The 16,689-nt window shown below is 67.7% G+C and carries 17 protein-coding genes; 9 read left to right on the top strand and 8 right to left on the bottom strand.

The genetic code is table 11. The features are described 5' to 3' along the window. Positions 1 to 9 precede the first annotated feature (9 nt). The 3 genes from lpoB (at position 10) to NR798_RS36500 (ending at position 3,356) form a co-directional block, all read left to right on the top strand. Positions 10 to 615 (top strand): penicillin-binding protein activator LpoB, encoded by a 606-nt coding sequence (lpoB, locus tag NR798_RS36510; RefSeq protein WP_375767171.1) that lies wholly within the window; start codon positions 10 to 12, stop codon positions 613 to 615. A gap of 7 nt (positions 616 to 622) precedes the next feature. Next, complete coding sequence (locus tag NR798_RS36505; RefSeq protein WP_375767170.1) at positions 623 to 1,870, top strand: COG3014 family protein; 1,248 nt, start codon at positions 623 to 625, stop codon at positions 1,868 to 1,870. A 166-nt stretch (positions 1,871 to 2,036) separates the two neighbouring features. Continuing rightward, positions 2,037 to 3,356 (top strand): dicarboxylate/amino acid:cation symporter, encoded by a 1,320-nt coding sequence (locus NR798_RS36500; protein ID WP_375767169.1) that lies wholly within the window; start codon positions 2,037 to 2,039, stop codon positions 3,354 to 3,356. A gap of 12 nt (positions 3,357 to 3,368) precedes the next feature. Here NR798_RS36500 and NR798_RS36495 read toward each other — a convergent pair whose 3' ends face one another. Both NR798_RS36495 and NR798_RS36490 read right to left on the bottom strand, forming a co-directional pair. Beyond that, positions 3,369 to 3,782 carry a VOC family protein gene (locus tag NR798_RS36495; RefSeq protein WP_375767168.1) on the bottom strand — a complete coding sequence of 138 codons (414 nt, stop codon included), beginning with the start codon at positions 3,780 to 3,782 and terminating at the stop codon, positions 3,369 to 3,371. Between the two features lie 73 nt (positions 3,783 to 3,855). Then, positions 3,856 to 4,809: a sigma-70 family RNA polymerase sigma factor gene (locus NR798_RS36490; RefSeq protein WP_375767167.1), complete on the bottom strand. Its 954-nt coding sequence runs from the start codon at positions 4,807 to 4,809 to the stop codon at positions 3,856 to 3,858. Between the two features lie 129 nt (positions 4,810 to 4,938). Here NR798_RS36490 and NR798_RS36485 point away from each other — a divergent pair, with 129 nt between their 5' ends. Together NR798_RS36485 and NR798_RS36480 are read left to right on the top strand one after the other, a co-directional pair. Next, positions 4,939 to 5,694: a ZIP family metal transporter gene (locus NR798_RS36485; protein ID WP_375767166.1), complete on the top strand. Its 756-nt coding sequence runs from the start codon at positions 4,939 to 4,941 to the stop codon at positions 5,692 to 5,694. A 152-nt stretch (positions 5,695 to 5,846) separates the two neighbouring features. Beyond that, entirely contained in the window at positions 5,847 to 6,254 is a 408-nt protein-coding gene (locus NR798_RS36480) for a CBS domain-containing protein (protein WP_375767165.1), read from the top strand. A gap of 6 nt (positions 6,255 to 6,260) precedes the next feature. Here NR798_RS36480 and NR798_RS36475 read toward each other — a convergent pair whose 3' ends face one another. After that, positions 6,261 to 6,743: a universal stress protein gene (locus NR798_RS36475; protein WP_375767164.1), complete on the bottom strand. Its 483-nt coding sequence runs from the start codon at positions 6,741 to 6,743 to the stop codon at positions 6,261 to 6,263. A 187-nt stretch (positions 6,744 to 6,930) separates the two neighbouring features. Here NR798_RS36475 and NR798_RS36470 point away from each other — a divergent pair, with 187 nt between their 5' ends. Next, positions 6,931 to 7,725, top strand: a complete 795-nt coding sequence (locus NR798_RS36470) for a class I SAM-dependent methyltransferase (RefSeq protein ID WP_375767163.1) — start codon at positions 6,931 to 6,933, stop codon at positions 7,723 to 7,725. After that, the gene (locus NR798_RS36465) at positions 7,722 to 8,465 is read left to right on the top strand and encodes a Type 1 glutamine amidotransferase-like domain-containing protein (RefSeq protein ID WP_375767162.1); all 744 of its coding nucleotides are present in this window, start codon (positions 7,722 to 7,724) and stop codon (positions 8,463 to 8,465) included. Before NR798_RS36470 ends, NR798_RS36465 begins: the two co-directional genes overlap by 4 nt. A 172-nt stretch (positions 8,466 to 8,637) precedes the next feature. Here the strand turns inward: NR798_RS36465 and NR798_RS36460 are convergent, their stop codons facing one another. Beyond that, positions 8,638 to 10,419: a discoidin domain-containing protein gene (locus NR798_RS36460; protein WP_375767161.1), complete on the bottom strand. Its 1,782-nt coding sequence runs from the start codon at positions 10,417 to 10,419 to the stop codon at positions 8,638 to 8,640. Positions 10,420 to 10,715: 296 nt separating this feature from the next. On the opposite strand from NR798_RS36460, the gene NR798_RS36455 reads away from it, so the two are divergent. Then, on the top strand, positions 10,716 to 11,000 hold the full coding sequence (locus tag NR798_RS36455) for a hypothetical protein (RefSeq protein ID WP_375767160.1): 285 nt from the start codon (positions 10,716 to 10,718) through the stop codon (positions 10,998 to 11,000). Between the two features lie 9 nt (positions 11,001 to 11,009). Here NR798_RS36455 and NR798_RS36450 read toward each other — a convergent pair whose 3' ends face one another. Next, positions 11,010 to 11,399 (bottom strand): hypothetical protein, encoded by a 390-nt coding sequence (locus NR798_RS36450; protein ID WP_375767159.1) that lies wholly within the window; start codon positions 11,397 to 11,399, stop codon positions 11,010 to 11,012. 139 nt (positions 11,400 to 11,538) lie between these two features. Here NR798_RS36450 and NR798_RS36445 point away from each other — a divergent pair, with 139 nt between their 5' ends. Continuing rightward, a complete protein-coding gene (locus NR798_RS36445; protein WP_375767158.1) occupies positions 11,539 to 12,594 on the top strand; it encodes an iron-containing alcohol dehydrogenase family protein in 1,056 nt (351 codons plus the stop codon). 80 nt (positions 12,595 to 12,674) lie between these two features. On the opposite strand, the gene NR798_RS36440 is transcribed toward NR798_RS36445, so the two are convergent. From NR798_RS36440 to NR798_RS36430, 3 genes are all read right to left on the bottom strand, one after another. Further along, positions 12,675 to 14,453: a M64 family metallopeptidase gene (locus NR798_RS36440; RefSeq protein WP_375767157.1), complete on the bottom strand. Its 1,779-nt coding sequence runs from the start codon at positions 14,451 to 14,453 to the stop codon at positions 12,675 to 12,677. A gap of 33 nt (positions 14,454 to 14,486) precedes the next feature. Next, the gene (locus NR798_RS36435) at positions 14,487 to 14,966 is read right to left on the bottom strand and encodes a hypothetical protein (protein ID WP_375767156.1); all 480 of its coding nucleotides are present in this window, start codon (positions 14,964 to 14,966) and stop codon (positions 14,487 to 14,489) included. 416 nt (positions 14,967 to 15,382) lie between these two features. Further along, positions 15,383 to 16,630 (bottom strand): MFS transporter, encoded by a 1,248-nt coding sequence (locus tag NR798_RS36430; RefSeq protein ID WP_375767155.1) that lies wholly within the window; start codon positions 16,628 to 16,630, stop codon positions 15,383 to 15,385. Positions 16,631 to 16,689 lie beyond the last annotated feature (59 nt).

The raw sequence follows: 16,689 nt of genomic DNA, 5'->3' as shown, positions 1-16,689 counted from the left end.
GTGCTCGCCATGAAGACCCGTCTCCTCGTGTCTGTCTCGCTCGCCGGGCTCCTCACCACCGCCTGCGGAGGGCCTCGCGCCTTCACCCGCGGCACCTATGAGGACCCGAATACCATCGAGATGCTGTCGGATCAGTTCAACGAGAACGACCTGCAGCTCATCGCCAAGAAGATGGTGAGCTCGCTGGCCGAGTCCCCGCGCTTCGCCCAGCCCGGCGGGCCGCAGTTGCCCGTGGTGCTGGTGGGCCGGCTGAAGAACAAGACGTCCGAGCACATCGACATGGCCTCGCTGGGGGACAAGATTCAAACGGGGCTGGCGCAGACGGGCAGGTTCGCCCTGCTCGACAAGGCGGCGCGCGAGGACCTGGCCGAGGAGTACGAGTACCAGGGCTCGGGCTACGTGCGCCCCGACGCGGCCAAGGGCCCGGGCGAGCAGGCCAGCGCGGACTACCTGCTCACCGGTGAGCTCGCCTCCATCGTCCAGCAGGTCGGCAGGGACAAGCTCGTCTATTACAAGATGACCGTGAAGCTGAACAACGTGCGCACGGGCATCGTGGAATGGACGGACGAGAAGGAGATCCGCAAGAAGTTCGAGCGGAAGCCCATCTCCTGGTAGCGCGGCCATGAGCGACTCGCGGCGTCACGGAGTGGCGGGATGGGCCGTGCTCGTGCTGGCGGGCACGGTGCTGCTGTCCGGTTGCGCGGGAGACTACGTCGCGCGGACGCGCCACCTGCGCACCGCGTACGAGCGGGAGTCGTATGATCTCGCGCTGACCGAGCTGGACGAGGTGGCGCGGCACGGCAAGGGCAAGGACACGCTGCTGGTGCTGCTGGACCGGGGCATGGTGCTGCATGCCGCGGGGCGGTGGCGCGAGAGCATCCAGGTGCTGGCGGAGGCGGACCGGCTGGCCGCGGAGCTGGATGTCGTCTCCGTGAGCGAGGAGGCCGGGACGCTCCTCACCAACGAGCGGGAGCGCGCCTACCGGGGCGAGGACTTCGAGCGGCTGATGATCTCCGTGCTCCAGGCGCTCAACTACGCGCAGCTGGACCAGGACGACGAGGCCCTCGTCGAGGTGCGCCGCGTGAACGAGCGGCTGCAGAAGATGATCGTCGAGGAGAAGAAGCCCTACGAGCAGCTGGCCATCGCGCGCTACATCGGCGGCGTGCTGTACGAGGACCAGCGGGAGTGGGACTCGGCGTACATCGACTACGCGAAGGCGCTGGAGCTGGAGCCGGGGCTGGGGCAGTTGGCGGAGCCGCTGCTGAGGCTGGCGAAGAAGACGGGGCGGCAGGACGAGTACGAGCGGCTGCGCAAGCGCTTCCCGGACGTGGCGCACGAGCCGCTGGGGCCGGGCGAGGGACAGGTGCTGGTGGTGGTGGAGGCGGGGCTGGCGCCGGAGAAGGAGCCGGCGGACCGGAGGCTGGAGACGCAGGACATCATCCAGGTGCCGGTGTACCGGGACCGGGGCCGTCCGGGGTTGGCACAGGTCTGGGTGGGGGACCGCGGCCAGCGGACGGTGACGGTGACGTCGCTGGCGGACGTGGCGAAGGTGCACCTGGACGAGCGCATCGGCCGGATGCTGGCCAGACAGCTGGCCGGAGTGGCGGCGAAGGCGGGCCTGGCGGCGGGAGCGGGGGCGCTGACGAAGAGCAAGGAGGTGGGGGCGCTGACCTTCCTGCTGCTCAACGCGATGAACCAACCGGACCTGCGCTCGTGGATGTCGCTGCCCGCGGAGTTCCAACTGGCGCGCTTCCGGCTGCCGGCGGGGCGGCACACGGTGACGGTGGACGTCTCGGGCCTGCGCACCGAGCGGGAGGTCGAGGTGCAGCCGGGCCGGGTGCGAGTCCTCGTCCTCCGCCGTTACGACTGACCGCCCACCTGGCAGCCCACTCAGAGGCCCACTCGCAAGCCCACTCCCTCGCCCTCCGGGAGAGGGTCGGGGTGAGGGTAGCGCGGCTCCCGGGTTGCTCCGACGCCCCGCGTTACCCCCGGTCGCGATACGCTCCGCCACCCCACCTCCCAAGGATCACCGCTCCATGGCCGTCCAGGACCTGAAGGCCGAACCCACCTCTCGCGGTCTCCACCGGCACCTCTACGTCCAGGTGCTCGCGGCCATCGCCCTGGGCGCGCTGCTCGGCCACTTCTACCCGAGCCTCGGCGCGTCCCTGAAGCCGCTGGGAGACGGCTTCATCAAGCTGGTGAAGATGGTGATCGCCCCGGTCATCTTCCTCACGGTGGTGACGGGCATCGCGGGGTCCTCGGACCTGAACAAGGTGGGCCGCGTGGCAGCCAAGGCCTTCGCCTACTTCCTCACCTTCTCCTCGCTCGCGCTGGTGGTGGGCATGATCATCGCCAACGTGGTGCGGCCGGGGGCGGGGATGAACATCGACCCGAGCACCCTCACCTCCGCGGGCGAGGTGAGCACCTACGCCGCCAAGGCGCATGACCAGTCGCTGGTGAAGTTCCTGCTCAACATCATCCCCAACACGGTGGTGAGCGCCTTCTCCGAGGGCGACATCCTCCAGGTGCTGTTCGTCTCCGTGCTGTTCGGCATCGCCCTGGCGATGATCGGTGAGAAGGCCCGGCCCACGCTGCAGCTGCTCGAGTCGTTGAGCCACGCCTTCTTCCGGCTGGTGGGCGTCCTCATGAAGGTGGCGCCCATCGGCGCCTTCGGAGCCTTCGCCTTCACCATCGGCAAGTACGGGATCGGCTCGGTGGTGAACCTGGCGGCGCTCGTGCTCACCTTCTACCTGACCTCGGCCGTCTTCGTGCTCGGGGTGCTGGGGCTGGTGGCCCGCTACAACGGCTTCTCCATCCTGCGGCTCATCCGCTACCTCAAGGCGGAGCTGCTGCTCGTGCTCGGCACCAGCTCGTCCGAGGCCGCCCTGCCCAGCCTGCTGGAGAAGCTGGAGCGCGCGGGCTGCCCCAAGCAGATCGTCGGCCTGGTGGTGCCCACCGGCTACTCCTTCAACCTCGACGGCACCAACATCTACATGACGCTGGCGGCGCTCTTCATCGCCCAGGCCACCAACACCGACCTGACCCTCGGCCAGCAGACGCTGCTGCTGCTGGTGGCCATGGTGAGCTCCAAGGGGGCGGCGGGAGTGACGGGCGCGGGCTTCATCACCCTGGCGGCGACCCTGTCGGTGGTGCCCTCGGTGCCTATCGCCGGCATGGCGCTCATCCTCGGCATCGATCGCTTCATGTCCGAGTGCCGGGCGCTGACCAACTTCATCGGCAACGCCGTGGCCACCATCGTGGTGGCGCGCTGGGAGGGCGGGCTGGACCGGAAGACGCTCGACGAGGTCCTGAGCGCTCCGTCCATTCCCGCCCCCGCGCCGGCTCCGGCCGAGTAGCTCAGCTCGCGCTCACTTGATGGCCGCCGGGTCCATCCAGAAGGCCTCCCAGTGGTGGCCGTCGAGGTCGTAGAAGCTCCAGCCGTACATGAAGCCGTGGTCCTGCTTGTCCATGGCCTGCTTGCCGCCCGCGGCGATGGCGGTGTTGACCAGCTCATCGACCTCGGCCCGGCTGCTGCACGACAGCGCGAAGAGGCCCTCGGTGTTGACGCGGGTGTCACAGAGCTGATTCTTGGTGAAGTCCTTGAAGCGCGGCTCGGTGAGGAGCATCACGAAGGCCTCCTCGCTGACGATCATGCAGGTCGCGTTCTCGTCGGTCATCTGCGTGTTGAACGCGAAGCCGAGCTTCGTGAAGAACTCGATCGACCGCTTCAGGTCCTTGACGGGCAGGTTGACGAAGATCTTCCGGGAACGGGTCGTAGCCATGTGGGCCTCCAAGAGGGGGTTCGACGTATAGACGTCCCTGGGCGTCGAACGGCCCAGAATCGAACGGGCGGCGCTAGGGGGCGAGCTCGAGGGGAAGGCCGAAGCGGGGGAACAACGCCTCGGTGTCCAGGAACGAGTTCATCGCGGCGATGCGGTCGCCGGACAGCTCGAGGATGATCAATGCCCAGGCCTTGTGGGGGCCCCCCGGCTCAGCGGGAGGCCGGTACTGCCCGAACGCGGGCGAGCCGCAGGCCGAGGTCGGCACCAGCCGGGAGCCGCGGCAGCCGGAGCCCCGTCCCAGCAGCCAGTGGCTGATGGGCTCGTGACCGCGGAGCCACAACGAATAGGGCGGCATCGAGAGGGTCGCGTCGTGGTGGAGCAGCCCGGTGAGGGCGGCCACGTCGTACCGCTCGAAGGCCTCGACGTACCGGTTCAGCAGCGTGGACTGCTCCTCGGACAGCGGCGCGCGGGCCTGGGTGAGGTCACGGGTGGCGAGCGTGGCCCGGGCCCGCTGGAGGGCACTGTTGACCGAGGCGACCGAGGTTTCCAGGCTCTCGGCGACCTCGGCGGCGGACCAGCCGAGGACCTCGGTCAGCAGCAGCACCGCGCGCTGCCGGGGAGGCAAGTGTTGGAGCGCGGCCACGAACGCGAGGCGGATGCTCTGGCGCAGCACCACCCATTCGGACGGGTCGGCGTCGGAGGGGAGGGCGCGCGCGTCGGGGATGGGCTCGATCCACTGGGAGCCCGGCAGCAGGCTGAGGGTGTCGTCGACCGAGCCGGCGGGGCCGAGCTCCATCGGGCGGGCGCGGCGCGAGCCATCGCTCAGGGCGTCGAGGCACACGCGGGTGGCGATGCGGTACAGCCAGGTGCGCAGGGACGCGCGCTCCTCGAACCGGTCCAGGTTGCGCCAGGCCCGCACCATCGTCTCCTGGACGGCGTCGTCGGCCTCGGCGGCCGAACCCAGCATGCGGTAGCAGTGGCCGGTGAGCGCGGCGCGGTGCTCCTCGAGGTTGTAGGCGGTGGCCATCGCCCCGGCATTTATCAGTCCTCACTCCCCGTGCAAGGGCCGGACTCCGCCGCCCGCACTGGGAGAGGGCAGGGGGGAAGGGTCTCCCGCCACCCGAGGCGCCAATCTGTGCTAGGTGTCGGGCCCCCCATGCCTGTCGCGGTAACTCTCTCCTCCTATTCGCTGATCATCCTGCTGGGCGCCATCGTGGGCGCGCTGGCGGTGGTGGTCACCCGGAAGCCGACACGGTTGGTGACGTTCCTGGCCTTCGCGGCGGGAGTGATGTTCGGGGCGGCGTTCTTCCACATGCTGCCCGAGGCGTACCACGGGGGCGGTTTCTGGGCGTTCGCCCTGGTGCCCGCGGGCTTCGTGTTCCTGATGGTGCTGGAGCGCTACGTGCTGACGCACGCGTGCGAGGAGCCGCCGGAGTGCGAGGAGCACATGCACGGGAACACGCTGGGGCTCACGGCGTTCCTGGGGCTGTCGGCGCACACGCTCTTCGACGGCATCGCGCTGGGCTCGGCGGTGAAGGAGGGGGTGGGGGTGATGGCGCTGCTGGCGATCACCTCGCACAAGATCCCCTCGTCGCTGTCGCTGGCCTCCATCCTCAAGGCGGAGGGGAAGAGCTCGAGCCACATCATGGGCTACGCGGTGCTCTACGGGCTGATGGTGCCGGTGGGGGCGGTGCTGTACTTCGCCTTCGACGCGGTGCTGCGCTTCGAGTCCCTGGCACCCCGGGCGCTGGCCTTCTCGGCGGGCACGTTCCTCTACGTGGCGGTGTCGGATCTGCTGCCGCACGTGAACCGGCACGGCAAGGACAACCGGGGACGCAACCTGGTGGCGCTGGCGGCGGGCCTGCTGCTGATGCTGGCGCTGGCGCAGGTGACGGAGCACCCCGGACACTGAGCCCCGCTCGACGCTGGAGCGAGCGCAGGGCCGGTGGCGGCCGGAGCGGCCAGCACGAGCGGCCCCGGCCCGGCTGGATGCTCGGTGGCTGCACGGCGCCCTCACAGGCCGCACCCTGAGGGGTGAACCTGGAGCGAGCCCGAGGACCCGCCATGCTCACTGTCGATGAATTGATGACCCGGGATCTGGTCACCCTGAAGGAGGAAGACGACGTCGTCCGCGGAGACGACCTGCTGGCCGAGCACGACATCCGCCATCTGCCCGTGGTGAAGGAGGGCAAGCTCGTCGGGCTGGTGAGCCAGCGGGACCTCATCCGGGCGCTGGCCCGTCACGAGCGCAATCCGGGCGAGCCCCCGGTGCAGGTGCGCGACATCATGACGCGCTCGCCCGAGACGTTGAAGCCGCGCAGCTCGGTGCGCGAGGCGATCCACAAGCTGCTCGACCGCAAGTTCGGCTGCGTGCCGGTGGTGGAAGACGGGGACCGGCTGGTGGGCATCATCACGGAGACGGACCTCGTCCGGCTCGCGGACCGCCTGCTGGACAAGGACCAGCGGCACTGAGCCGCCTCACCCCGCCGGGTGGGCCTCCTGCTCCTCCATCCCGTGCACCGTGAGCACGGGGCAGGTGGCCCGGGCCACCACCTTCTGCGCGACACTGCCCATGAAGAGCCGGGCGAGCCCGGTGCGCCCATGGGTGCCCATCACCACCAGGTCATACCCACCGTTCGCGAAGCGCAGGATGGTGTCGGCCGCGGGCCCTCGCTCCAGATGGACCTGGATGGGCACGGAGCTGGATTGGTAGCGCTCGGACCAGGCGTGCAGGAGCCGGCCGGCCTGGGCGAGGCCGAGCGTCTCGAGCGGAGTCCCCGGATCTCCAGGCACCATCACCAGGCTCTCCGTTTCCAGGTGCGGGGGAGGCTCCCAGACGTGGAGCAGGTCGATGGAGGCGGTCATCCGTTCGGCCAGCGAGAGGGCGTACTCCATGGCTCGCTGCGAATATTCCGAGAAGTCGGTGGCGACCAGGATGCGGCGGATGGGTTGGGCCATCATGGCTTCCTCCAGGCGAGTGGGCCCGTGGGCCCGTGACTCGGCTCCCTTCATGGAACATGCGCCGTGACGCTCATGGCGTCCGGCAGCGAGGACGGAGCGGGAGGCTGGCCGCATGGTCCACGGCCGTGCTTGCTTTTCAGCCCAGGGGGCCGAGGATGCGCGCCGCCGCGAGCGCGGCACCCCGTCCATGCAACGACTCTCCGACTGGTACGATCATCCCGAGTATTACGAAGCCATCTTCGGCACGGACACCGAGCGGGAGATGGACTTCCTGCTGGAGGTGGGCCGCCGCTACGGCACGGGAGGCAAGAAGCTGCTCGAGCCCGCGTGCGGCGCGGGGCGGCTGGTGGCCGAGGCCGCGCGCCGGGGCCAGCACATCGTGGGCTACGACATCTCCGAGAAGATGCTGGCCCATGCGCGCCAGCGCCTCACCCCGGCCGAGCGGCGGCGGGTGCGCCTCTACGCCTCGCGCATGGAGACGTTCTACCAGCCAGAGCTGGAGGGGCAGGTGGACCTGGCGTTCAACCTGGTGTCCACGTTCCGCTACCTCGACAGCGAGGCGGCGGCGCTCGCGCACCTGGAGGGCACGCGGCGGCTGCTGAAACCCGAGGGCCTGTACGTGCTCGGCTTCCACCTCACGGACTATGGCCGGCGCAAGGCGGAGCACGAGCGGTGGGTGGAGAAGCTCGGCAAGGACACCGTGGTGTGCAACACCCACGAGGGGCTGCCGGAGCGCCGCCTGAGGCGCTCGGAGATGCGCAACCGGCTGCGGATAACGGGGCCGGGGAAGGACCTGCTCATCGAGACGCACTGGTATTTCCGCACGTACGACCAGGCGCAGGCGCGGCGCCTGTTCCGCCGGGCGGGACTGCGGGTGCTGGAGGTCTTCGACTTCGACTACCAGGTGGACGTGCCGCGCAAGCGAGGGGAGATCCGGCTCGACACCCTCTTCGTCCTGCAGCCCGCGAAGAGCCCCGCATGAAGTCGCCGCTCAAGCCCCTCTTCCTGCTCGCGGACAGCTCGCTGCTGTTCTGGCGCAGCGGGGACAAGCCGTTCCTGGACTGTCTTCGCGTGCTGACGGGGGCGGAGCTCGCGGTGCCGCCCATCCAGGCGGCGTACCTGGGCGCGTCCAACGGTGATGTGCCCGCCTTCTTCGAGATTTTCACCGCCGCCATGGAGCTGGCCGGCATCTCCCACTGCCGGATGATTCCCTCCCGGCCCTCGGCCGAGGATCGCGCGTGGCTCGCGGAGGCGCACGTCATCCTGCTGGCGGGAGGAGACCCGCTGTTGGGCTGGGAGAGCTTCCGGGAGAACGGCCTGGAGGCCGTGCTCCGGGAGCGCTACCTGGACGGCGCGGTGCTCATGGGCATCTCCGCGGGGGCGATGCAGCTGGGAGAACAGGCGTGGAGTGAGTCCGGGGCGGGCGCGGCGGCGCTGTTCCCGGTGCTCGGACTGGCCCCGTTCATCGTGGGGGTGCACGAGCAGCCGGACTGGATGGAGTTGAAGCGGGCGGTGCGGGAGGCGGGCCCTGGCGTACGAGGCATTGGCATTCCCGCGGGGGGTGGAGCCCTGCTGCACCCGGACCAGAGCCTGGAGCCCGTGCGCCACCCGCTCGTGGAACTCCGCCACGAGGAGGGCACGTTGCGCGAGACCCTGCTCTACCCGCTGCGGGAGCCCTACCGGGGAGAGGTGCGGCTGCGGCCTTCCACGCTGCTTCAATGACAGACGCGAGACCCGCACGCGTCCCTTCCAAGCGGAGCCGCGCCACCCCAAGGGCTTCATCCGCACCAGGGTGTTGGACCGGTAGGCGCGGCTTCGCGGGTTCTGTGACACCCCACGGGGTGCGTCCAGTTGGAAGGAGGGGAAGGCCCTCAGGGCTCAGGAGGTGACTTCCTCACGGAGGACATTGCCACGGCCCCTTGTGCGTGAGGCACATGCCTTCACTGGTCACCGCGGCTTTGAAGTCCGGGCTCGCTGTCAGCCAGGGCGGCCCGAGCCGTTCCGCACCATCCGTGGTCATATTCAACCCTCTCCAGTTGAACCCGATCACACCTTCCACGCTGCTGTCGTTCTGCGCGATCTTCCGCATCCGCTTGAAATTCCCAGCCAGCCAACCCCGCTTGACCGCATCATTCTGGCTGTTTGGAATCGCGGTCTCCGCGGTCAGGAAGTATTTCTTGCCAGGCACCAGTTGCTTGAGCCGATTGAAGCGCGCTTCACTCGACACGATGGCATCGACTCCGGGAACATTGGTGCCACACGCATCGGTGACCGTACTCGTCGCGGTGAGATACGAGATGGGGTAGCAATTGTAGGCGACCACGTCCGCCGAAGCGGCCCCGACCGTGTTTCCAGCCACGTACATGGGGACTGCCTTGTACGAGTACATGAGCCCGAGCCTGGGAATGGTTGCCCCAGAGCCAAACCGCGCTCTCGCCACCTCCCCGAGGATCTGCTTCACCGCGGCAATACCTGCATTCGCGGCACTGACATTTTCAATCAAGTCGGGCTCATCCACGGGGAAGACCCAGCCGATCTTCTGATACTCCGCATAGGTCAGCTGACTCAGGAAGAACTCATACCGCTGTCTGGCGGACGCGGGACTCGGCGGCCACCTGGGCGTACAGCCATTGGCTCCATCGAAGAAGGTCTTCCCATGGGTCGAGCCATCAGGACATGCCACTTCGCCGAAAAAGATATTGCTTCCATCCAGCACGATCTTCACGGATGGATCGTCTCGCACGTCCGGCCTGTTCAGGAGGGCTCTGAAGTTGCTGACGTCACCGGGATGGATTCCAGGGGCCGCCCAGATCATATTGGTGTGAGCGATCGTTTCATCCACCGTCGTCGCTGATTGTGCAACCCACGCCTCCCACGCTCCGAAGTATCCGAAGAATTTAGCGGGGGGCGGTGCCTGCTTGACGCCGCTGACATACACCGAGCTGATGAGGGCTCCATTCGAATAGGGACCCTCCCGCAGCTCGAACTTATAGTTCCCCGTCCGGATCCACCCCACGTCAGCGGTTCCAGAGTAGGTATCGAAGACCCAGCCGCCCAACTCGGGCGCACCCGGTGCTGCTTCCGCTACCCACACCCGGGCATATTCGCCCGTGGGGATGGAGGCCCTCAGCTTGACACTGCCATCACAGAACGTGCCGTTATATGGCACGGAGCAGCTCGATCTATCCGCGGTCAACGTCCCGGCGGGGACGTACCGATACGCTCTCACCTCGGCCCATGCGACCCACGAGGGGCTCGCAGTGGTGACGACCCGGATGTATCGCACGGGAGTGCGGTTGTATATCTTGTGGCTGAGCAGCATGCCCTCGGCGGTAAAGCCATTGTACGTACCGAGATCGACAGTCACCCACTGGTTCGTATAACCGACCATCCGATGGGAGGTAGAACCGCTAGGGTATTGAGACACCAACAGTTCGAGTCTATCCAGCGCGAATTCACCGCCCAGATCGATCTGGAGAAACGGCTGCGCGGAGGCAAACACGCCTGAGCTCCACGCCGTATACGGGCTACCATCCACCGCGGCTTGAGGCGGAGCTCCGGAATAAGAGCTGGATGCGGCAACGCCGTAAGGAGTGAGTGGTACTTGCGCACCGGCCGTGGACACAGGAAGCCCAAAGAAAATGAGTGCGGCGAGAATTCGTAATATGGGCTTCATACCCTGTGCCTTTCGAGTTCCTGCTGTTGCCATTGAGCTGCAACAGCGGTCTGCGCCTCTCTACCCATCGTGCGTATCTCTGTCCACTGTGAGAGAAGTTGCCTGAGGGGCAGGCGAGCGGAGTGCAAGAGTTCTCCCAAGCGGGGGCAGAGCCGAAGCCACATGCGGCCAGCCATGCGCTTGCGCCGCTGAAGGGTGTCCCCCAAGAGGGGCGCGAGCCTGGCCCTCCTGCCATGCCCATCTGGTGCTTACATGCGTGGTCCATGGCCCCCATTGCTCCTCTTGGCAAGCCTCGCGTGCTCGCGCTCCTGCGCGCTGGGACGCTGCCGTTCACCTTTGGCTCACCGCATCCCACCGTCGCCGTCGTCGAGCAGGACGGCGTCTTCCGGGTGCGAGCGCTGGTCGTGGATCCCGCCGAAGCCGAAGCGGCCGCCAAGGCCTCAATGGATGAACGCGGCCTCTGGACGCCGGAGCAACACTACGCGCTCGGCAAGCCCACCGGGCAAGTGTTCATCGAAGCGCCAACGCGTGACGCGCTCGCCGAGAAGCTCGAGGCGTACCCGTGGCCGCGGGAGTGGTGACCCGGCGGGCTACTTCGCCCGTTCGCCCTTCAGTTCCACCGTCTCGTCCACGACGCCGCCAACCTTGACGACCTCGTATTGAGGGCGGTCGCTCGGGAAGGGCGGCTTCTCTCCGTAGCGGCCCTCGAGCCAGAGCGCGCAACGGGTCGCATCGCGCCCGCACTTCTGCGCAATCCGGTCGCTCAGGGGCACCCCAAGCGCCAGATCCGTCACGTGGAGCTCGACGTCGCCCACGCGGGCTCGCTTGAAGCCATGGCCGGGCTCCCCGAGCTCGATCACCACGGGCAGGCGAAGACGCTTCCCGCGGTTCGCCTCGAGCCATGTCGTCAGGGTTTTCGTGTCGGTGACCGCCGGCCCCGGTTCGAATTCATGGACCGGCTCTGGATCGCCTTTGCGCATGGGACGCCTTTCAGCAGCATGACCAACGCGGCGCATCGAAGCATCGACTGCCTCCGCCCGGCATCATACGGCGCCCCAGCGCCTCTTCCCATCATCCAGGTGGCCTGGGCCGCATGGCGGTGCCATCTTGTGCGCCACCATGCCTCCACGGACGCAGCCGCTCCTCATTCCCGGTCTCGTGCGCATCAAACCCGGCGCGCTGGACCGGGTTGGCGTCTACCTGGCGCGTGCCGGGCATCGGCGCATCTTCCTGCTGGTGAGCGCTGGACTGCAGCCCGGGCCGGGCCAGCGCCTGGAGGCGAGCCTCACGCGGGAGGCAATCACCGTCGTGGGGCGGGAGGAGGTGACCGAGGCGAGCTTCGAGCACGCCAGCGCGCTCTTCACCTGCCTGCCCGCGGGCTGCGAGGCCGTCCTCGGCTTTGGCGGCGGTCGGGCGCTGGACGTCGCCAAGTACGTGGCCTTCCTCGCGGGCCTGCCGTACCTCGCCGTGCCCACGTCCCTATCCAATGATGGCTTCTGCAGCCCGCAGTCGAGCCTCACCCAAGGGGGACGGCGCCGCTCGTTGCGCGCGGCGATGCCCACCGGCGTCGTCGTCGACACGGACGTCTGCCTCCATGCACCGGACACGCTCTGGTGGTCTGGCATTGGGGACCTCGTCGCGAAGGTGACGGCCATTGCCGACTGGAAGCTGGCCTTCCATGCCCGAGGCACACCCGTGAACGACTTCGCGGCGCTGCTCTCGGACGCGACCGTCTTTCAATTCATGGCGCGGCCGGTGAGGGACCTGGAGGGCGTCCGCCTCCTGGCTACATCGCTCATGCTGAATGGGATCGCCATGGAGGTGAGCGGTTCCTCACGCCCGGCGAGCGGCAGCGAGCACCTGCTGTCCCATGCGCTGGATGCGCTGGCCGAGCGCCCCCGTCTCCATGGGCTCCAGGTGGGGGTGGCGACGTATGTCATCAGCCGGCTGCAGGGCCAGGGCACGGAGCGGGTCGCCTCCGTGCTGGACGCCACCGGCTTCTGGCGGGGCATCACCGCGGACCCCTTCTCCCGCCGGGAGTGGCTCGCGGCGGTGCGCCTCGCGCCCTCGCTGAAGGAGGACTTCTACACGGTGCTCTCCTCGCGTGACTGCGCGCCGGAAGTCGAGGCCCTTCTGCGCACCGACCCGAGGCTGGCGGGCTGCTTCACGGACTGAAGGGGCCGTGCCGCGAAGGCCCGAGCTCCGTTGGCCAGAGCTGAGCCAGTACGGCTGCTACCGGGACAGGGGAGCCGGGTTCATGAGGCATTGCGGTCATAGAACAGCAGATCCGTGAAAGAAGAGCCGCCGAAATTGCCGGGGACGATCTGAGCCCAGGAGTGGCGCCAGCCGCTGTGTTGCTTGAGGAGGGAGAGGTTGCCCTGACCATCGGTCGTGTAGAGCTCGCCCTGCCCGGCGGTCGCATCGTAGAAGAGCAGATCCGTGAAGGAGGAGCCGCCGAAGTTGCCGGGGATGATCTGCGTCCAGGAGTGGCGCCAGCCATTGTGCAGCTTGAGGCGGGAGAGATTGCCCTGGCCATTCGTCGTGTAGAGCTCTCCCTGTCCGGCGGCCGCATCGTAGAAGAGCAGATCCGTGTAGGAAGAGCCGCCGAAGTTGCCGGGGACGATCTGAGCCCAGGAGTGGCGCCAACCGCTGTGCTGCTTGAGCAGGGTAAGGTTGCCGTGACCATCGGTCGTGTAGAGTTCGCCCTGCCCGGCGGACGCATCGTAGAAGAGCAGATCCGTGAAGGAAGAGCCGCCGAAGTTGCCGGGGATGATGTGTGTCCAGGAGTGGCGCCAGCCATTGTGCAGCTTGAGGAGGGAGAGGTTGCCCTGACCATCGGTCGTGTAGAGCTCGCCCTGTCCGGCGGTCGCATCGTAGAAGAGCAGGTCGGTGTGTCCCGAGCCGCCGAAATTGCCGGGGATGATGTGTGTCCAGGAGTGGCGCCAACCGCTGTGCTGCTTGAGGAGGGAGATGTTGCCCTGGCCATCGGTCGTGTAGAGCTCGCCCTGTCCGGCGGCCGCATCGTAGAAGAGCAGATCCGTGAAGGAGGAGCCGCCGAAGTTGCCGGGCACGATGCGAGCCCAGGAGTGGCGCCAGCCGCCGTGCTGTCTGAGCAGCGAGAGGTTGCCCTGGCCATCGGTTGTATAGAACTCGCCCTCCCGCGCCGTGGGCATGAAGGGTTGCAGCACCTCGCGGATGCGGCGTGAGCAGACGTCACAGTAGAAATTCCCCAGCGCTCGCATCATGCAATTGAACTGAGGACGGAAGGCACCGCAGTGGTAGTAGTGCGCGCCCTCGAATGCGCCCACCGTTGCGGTTCCCACGAGGTTGGGTTGGGGGTCGCACTGGGTGCAGTTCGCGTTGCGTGTGGTGGGGATGGGCGTGGCCGCCGCTATCAACTCCCGCCATTTGAGCGTGTCACGATTGGTGTTGGTCGTGACGTTGGGCTCGGAAGGCTCGAGGGCGGGATGCTGATTGCGATCCGTGTCGACTCCGCAGCCCGCGTAGTACTCGTACTCGTCCGCCAGTCCGAAGGCGGTGTGCCCCAATTCATGCAGTGCGATCTGGTTGGCACCTGGTGCGAGCGAGAAGACGCCCACCTGGCCACCCGAGCCGCCGTACTCCGTGCTGTTCACCACCACCAGGAGCACGTGCCATTCGGGGACCTGCGCGTTGGCGACAGTGATCGCCGTGCCATTGTTGACGACGAGCAGACGGCGGATGCCATTGACGCAGAAGGTGGCGTCGAAGAACGTGCTCGGCGTGGCACCCGAGCCTCCGCAGGCGGCCGGGTCGTCCGCACCGCTGTCCGTCGAGGCCACGTCCACCCGGTAGATGTTGATGGCCGCCCGCAGGGTGTTGAAGGGGGGCATGGCGAACAGTGCGTTGACGAAGTCCGTGACGTTGTCGGCGTACTGCTGCATCTGGCCCTGCTGGTAGCCGTCTCCCAGGATGACGAGGTTCCAGCGCTCGGAGGCGGGGCCGTTATCGAGGATCTTGCTCGTCCCCAGGATGCTTCCGTCCGACACTCCCATGGCTCTTCTCCTTTCCGCGCCCGCCCTGCTTCGTCACTCTGCTTGGAGCGGGAAGCGCCCGAGCGCCCGTGCCTCCTGCTCCAGGGGGTTGGCGGCGGGTTGAAAACCGGCGTGGGGAATTCTCTGGGTGGCCAGGAGCCGGGCTGCGGGAAGCTGAGGGGCGGGGTCGTGGAAGCTGCTGACCAGGACGACCGAGGCGGCGTCGGAGCTCTGCGGCACCACGACGGTAAAGACGCCCTCGGAGGGCGCCTGGGGCGTTCGCGTGATGGGCCGGGACGGGTCTCCCGTGAAGACCTCGGTATCAACGGGGATCGGGTTCGACAGGACGCGCCGGAAGAGACCCTTCCCCGCCGGATTCTGCAGCTCGACCCAGAATCCCTGTACCCCTCGGGACGCCGGAAGCGGATCGCTCGGGGGGAGCACCATCTGGACCGGTGTCTGGGAGACAAGCTGGATGACGCCATCCTTGTAGGCGAACGTCAGACGGACCGCTGCGGATGTGGTTGGGCTCATGGCGGGGCTCTCGTTGAGTTGGAGTCACGCCGTGAGGATTGTGACTGGGAATCGCCCTGGGCAGGGCCTCTCACCCGTATGAGCGGGCGGGCAGAAGGGGCCCCCGAAGGGCAGGTCACTCCCGGGACCGCCGGGTTCGCACCGCTGCGGGAGCACGCGCCGCACCCCAGCTTTTCCCTGGTGCCGTCCGGCCCGGCGCGGCCCGCGCCGCGCGCTCCTCGAGGAGGTGGCGATGGACACGGACAGCAGTGGACTCCCTGCTCACGGCCGTGCGCGAGGCGCTCGCCCGGGAGCCCCGTCTCGATCTGCGGCGCTACCCCATCCGGCTGTGGTGGGAATGGAATGACCTCGGCATGGCGGGGGAGCTCCCCGACGTGGCGGCCAAGAAGCTCGCTCGTGATCAGCGGTTGAGCTGCCTATGCGGCCTGCTGGGGCCGGCGGAGCAGCAGCAGGCCGGCCACCGTCACGAAGGCGAGGGCGGACAGCGCGAGCGAGATGTGGGTGTTGGTCACGCTCCCCAGGAGCCCCACGGTCACGCCGCTGAACGCCCGCAGGCCCATGGCCGACATGCTGAAGAGCCCCAGGACGCGGCCTCGGATGGTGTCCGGTGCATTCAGCTGCACGAGCGCCTGGGTCATGCTGCTGAAGGAGAGCTCGAGGAACCCGGCCAGGAAGAGCACGCAGATCGCCGCCGGATACGAGTCCATGAGCGAGAACGTGAAGAGCGAGCATCCCCACAGGAAGGCAATCCGCAACGCGGATGCGGCCGTCATCGGCAGCCATGTCCCGCGCGTCTCGAGCAGGACGCCCGCGAGCAGCGCACCGGCCGCATCCGCTCCCAACAGGAGCGTATAGGCCATGCCGGGGTCTCCATGGCCCAGGTCATGGGCGAAGCCCGGCATCTGCGCGTGGTAGCTGTTGCCGATGAAGAAGGAGGCCGCCCCCGCCAGCAACACCATGGCCGCGACCACGGGCATCCCGCGCACGTCGCGGAGCGTCTGGACGATGTCGGCGAAGCCCTTCACGGCCCGCTTGGGGCCCGCCGTCACCCCGCGAAAGTGCCGGCCATAGGGGGCGCTCACCAGCCAGAGCAGCAGGGGCAGGTAGAACAGCGTGTTGACGAAGATGCCCCGGGTAGGCCCGAGCGTCCGCATGATGATGCTGCCGACCCCGGGGCCCACCAGGACGCCAAGGTAACGGGCCGTCGCGTTCAGGCGCACCGCGCTGGGCAGGTAGGCCGGGCCCACGATGTCATAGAGCAACATCTGGCTGGAGGTGCTCCAGAGGACACCCGCGCAGCCATGGAGCGTGAGCAGGGCCATCGCGTGCCACAGCTGCAAGGAGTCCGTGACGAAGAAGTATCCCCACCCCACGGAGGCGGTGATGAAGAGCACCATGCCGGCCTGGATGAGGCGCCTGGAATCGAACCGGTCATTGAGCGCGCCCACCGGCACCGAGAACATCAAGAAGGGCAGCCAGTGGGACACCACCGCGAACCCACCCAGCGCCGCCGAGTGGAACTTCTGGAACGCCACCCAGTAGCTGATCACGTGCTCGATGTTGTCGGCCATCATCGCCAACATGAACGTGATGAGGAAGGTCCGGTACCCAGGGAGGCGGAGCGCGCTCGATTCAGCGGGGGAGGAGGCCACGGTGGAGGTCATGGATGTTCACGCACAGGGCAGTAGGAGGCCCACCGTACATCAGGCTTCCTCACGCCGTG

The sequence above is a fragment of the Archangium gephyra genome (genome assembly GCF_042230915.1).
In the GTDB taxonomy this organism is placed as follows: Bacteria; Myxococcota; Myxococcia; order Myxococcales; family Myxococcaceae; genus Archangium; species Archangium gephyra_B.
This window is presented reverse-complemented; position numbering and strand designations above follow the sequence as displayed.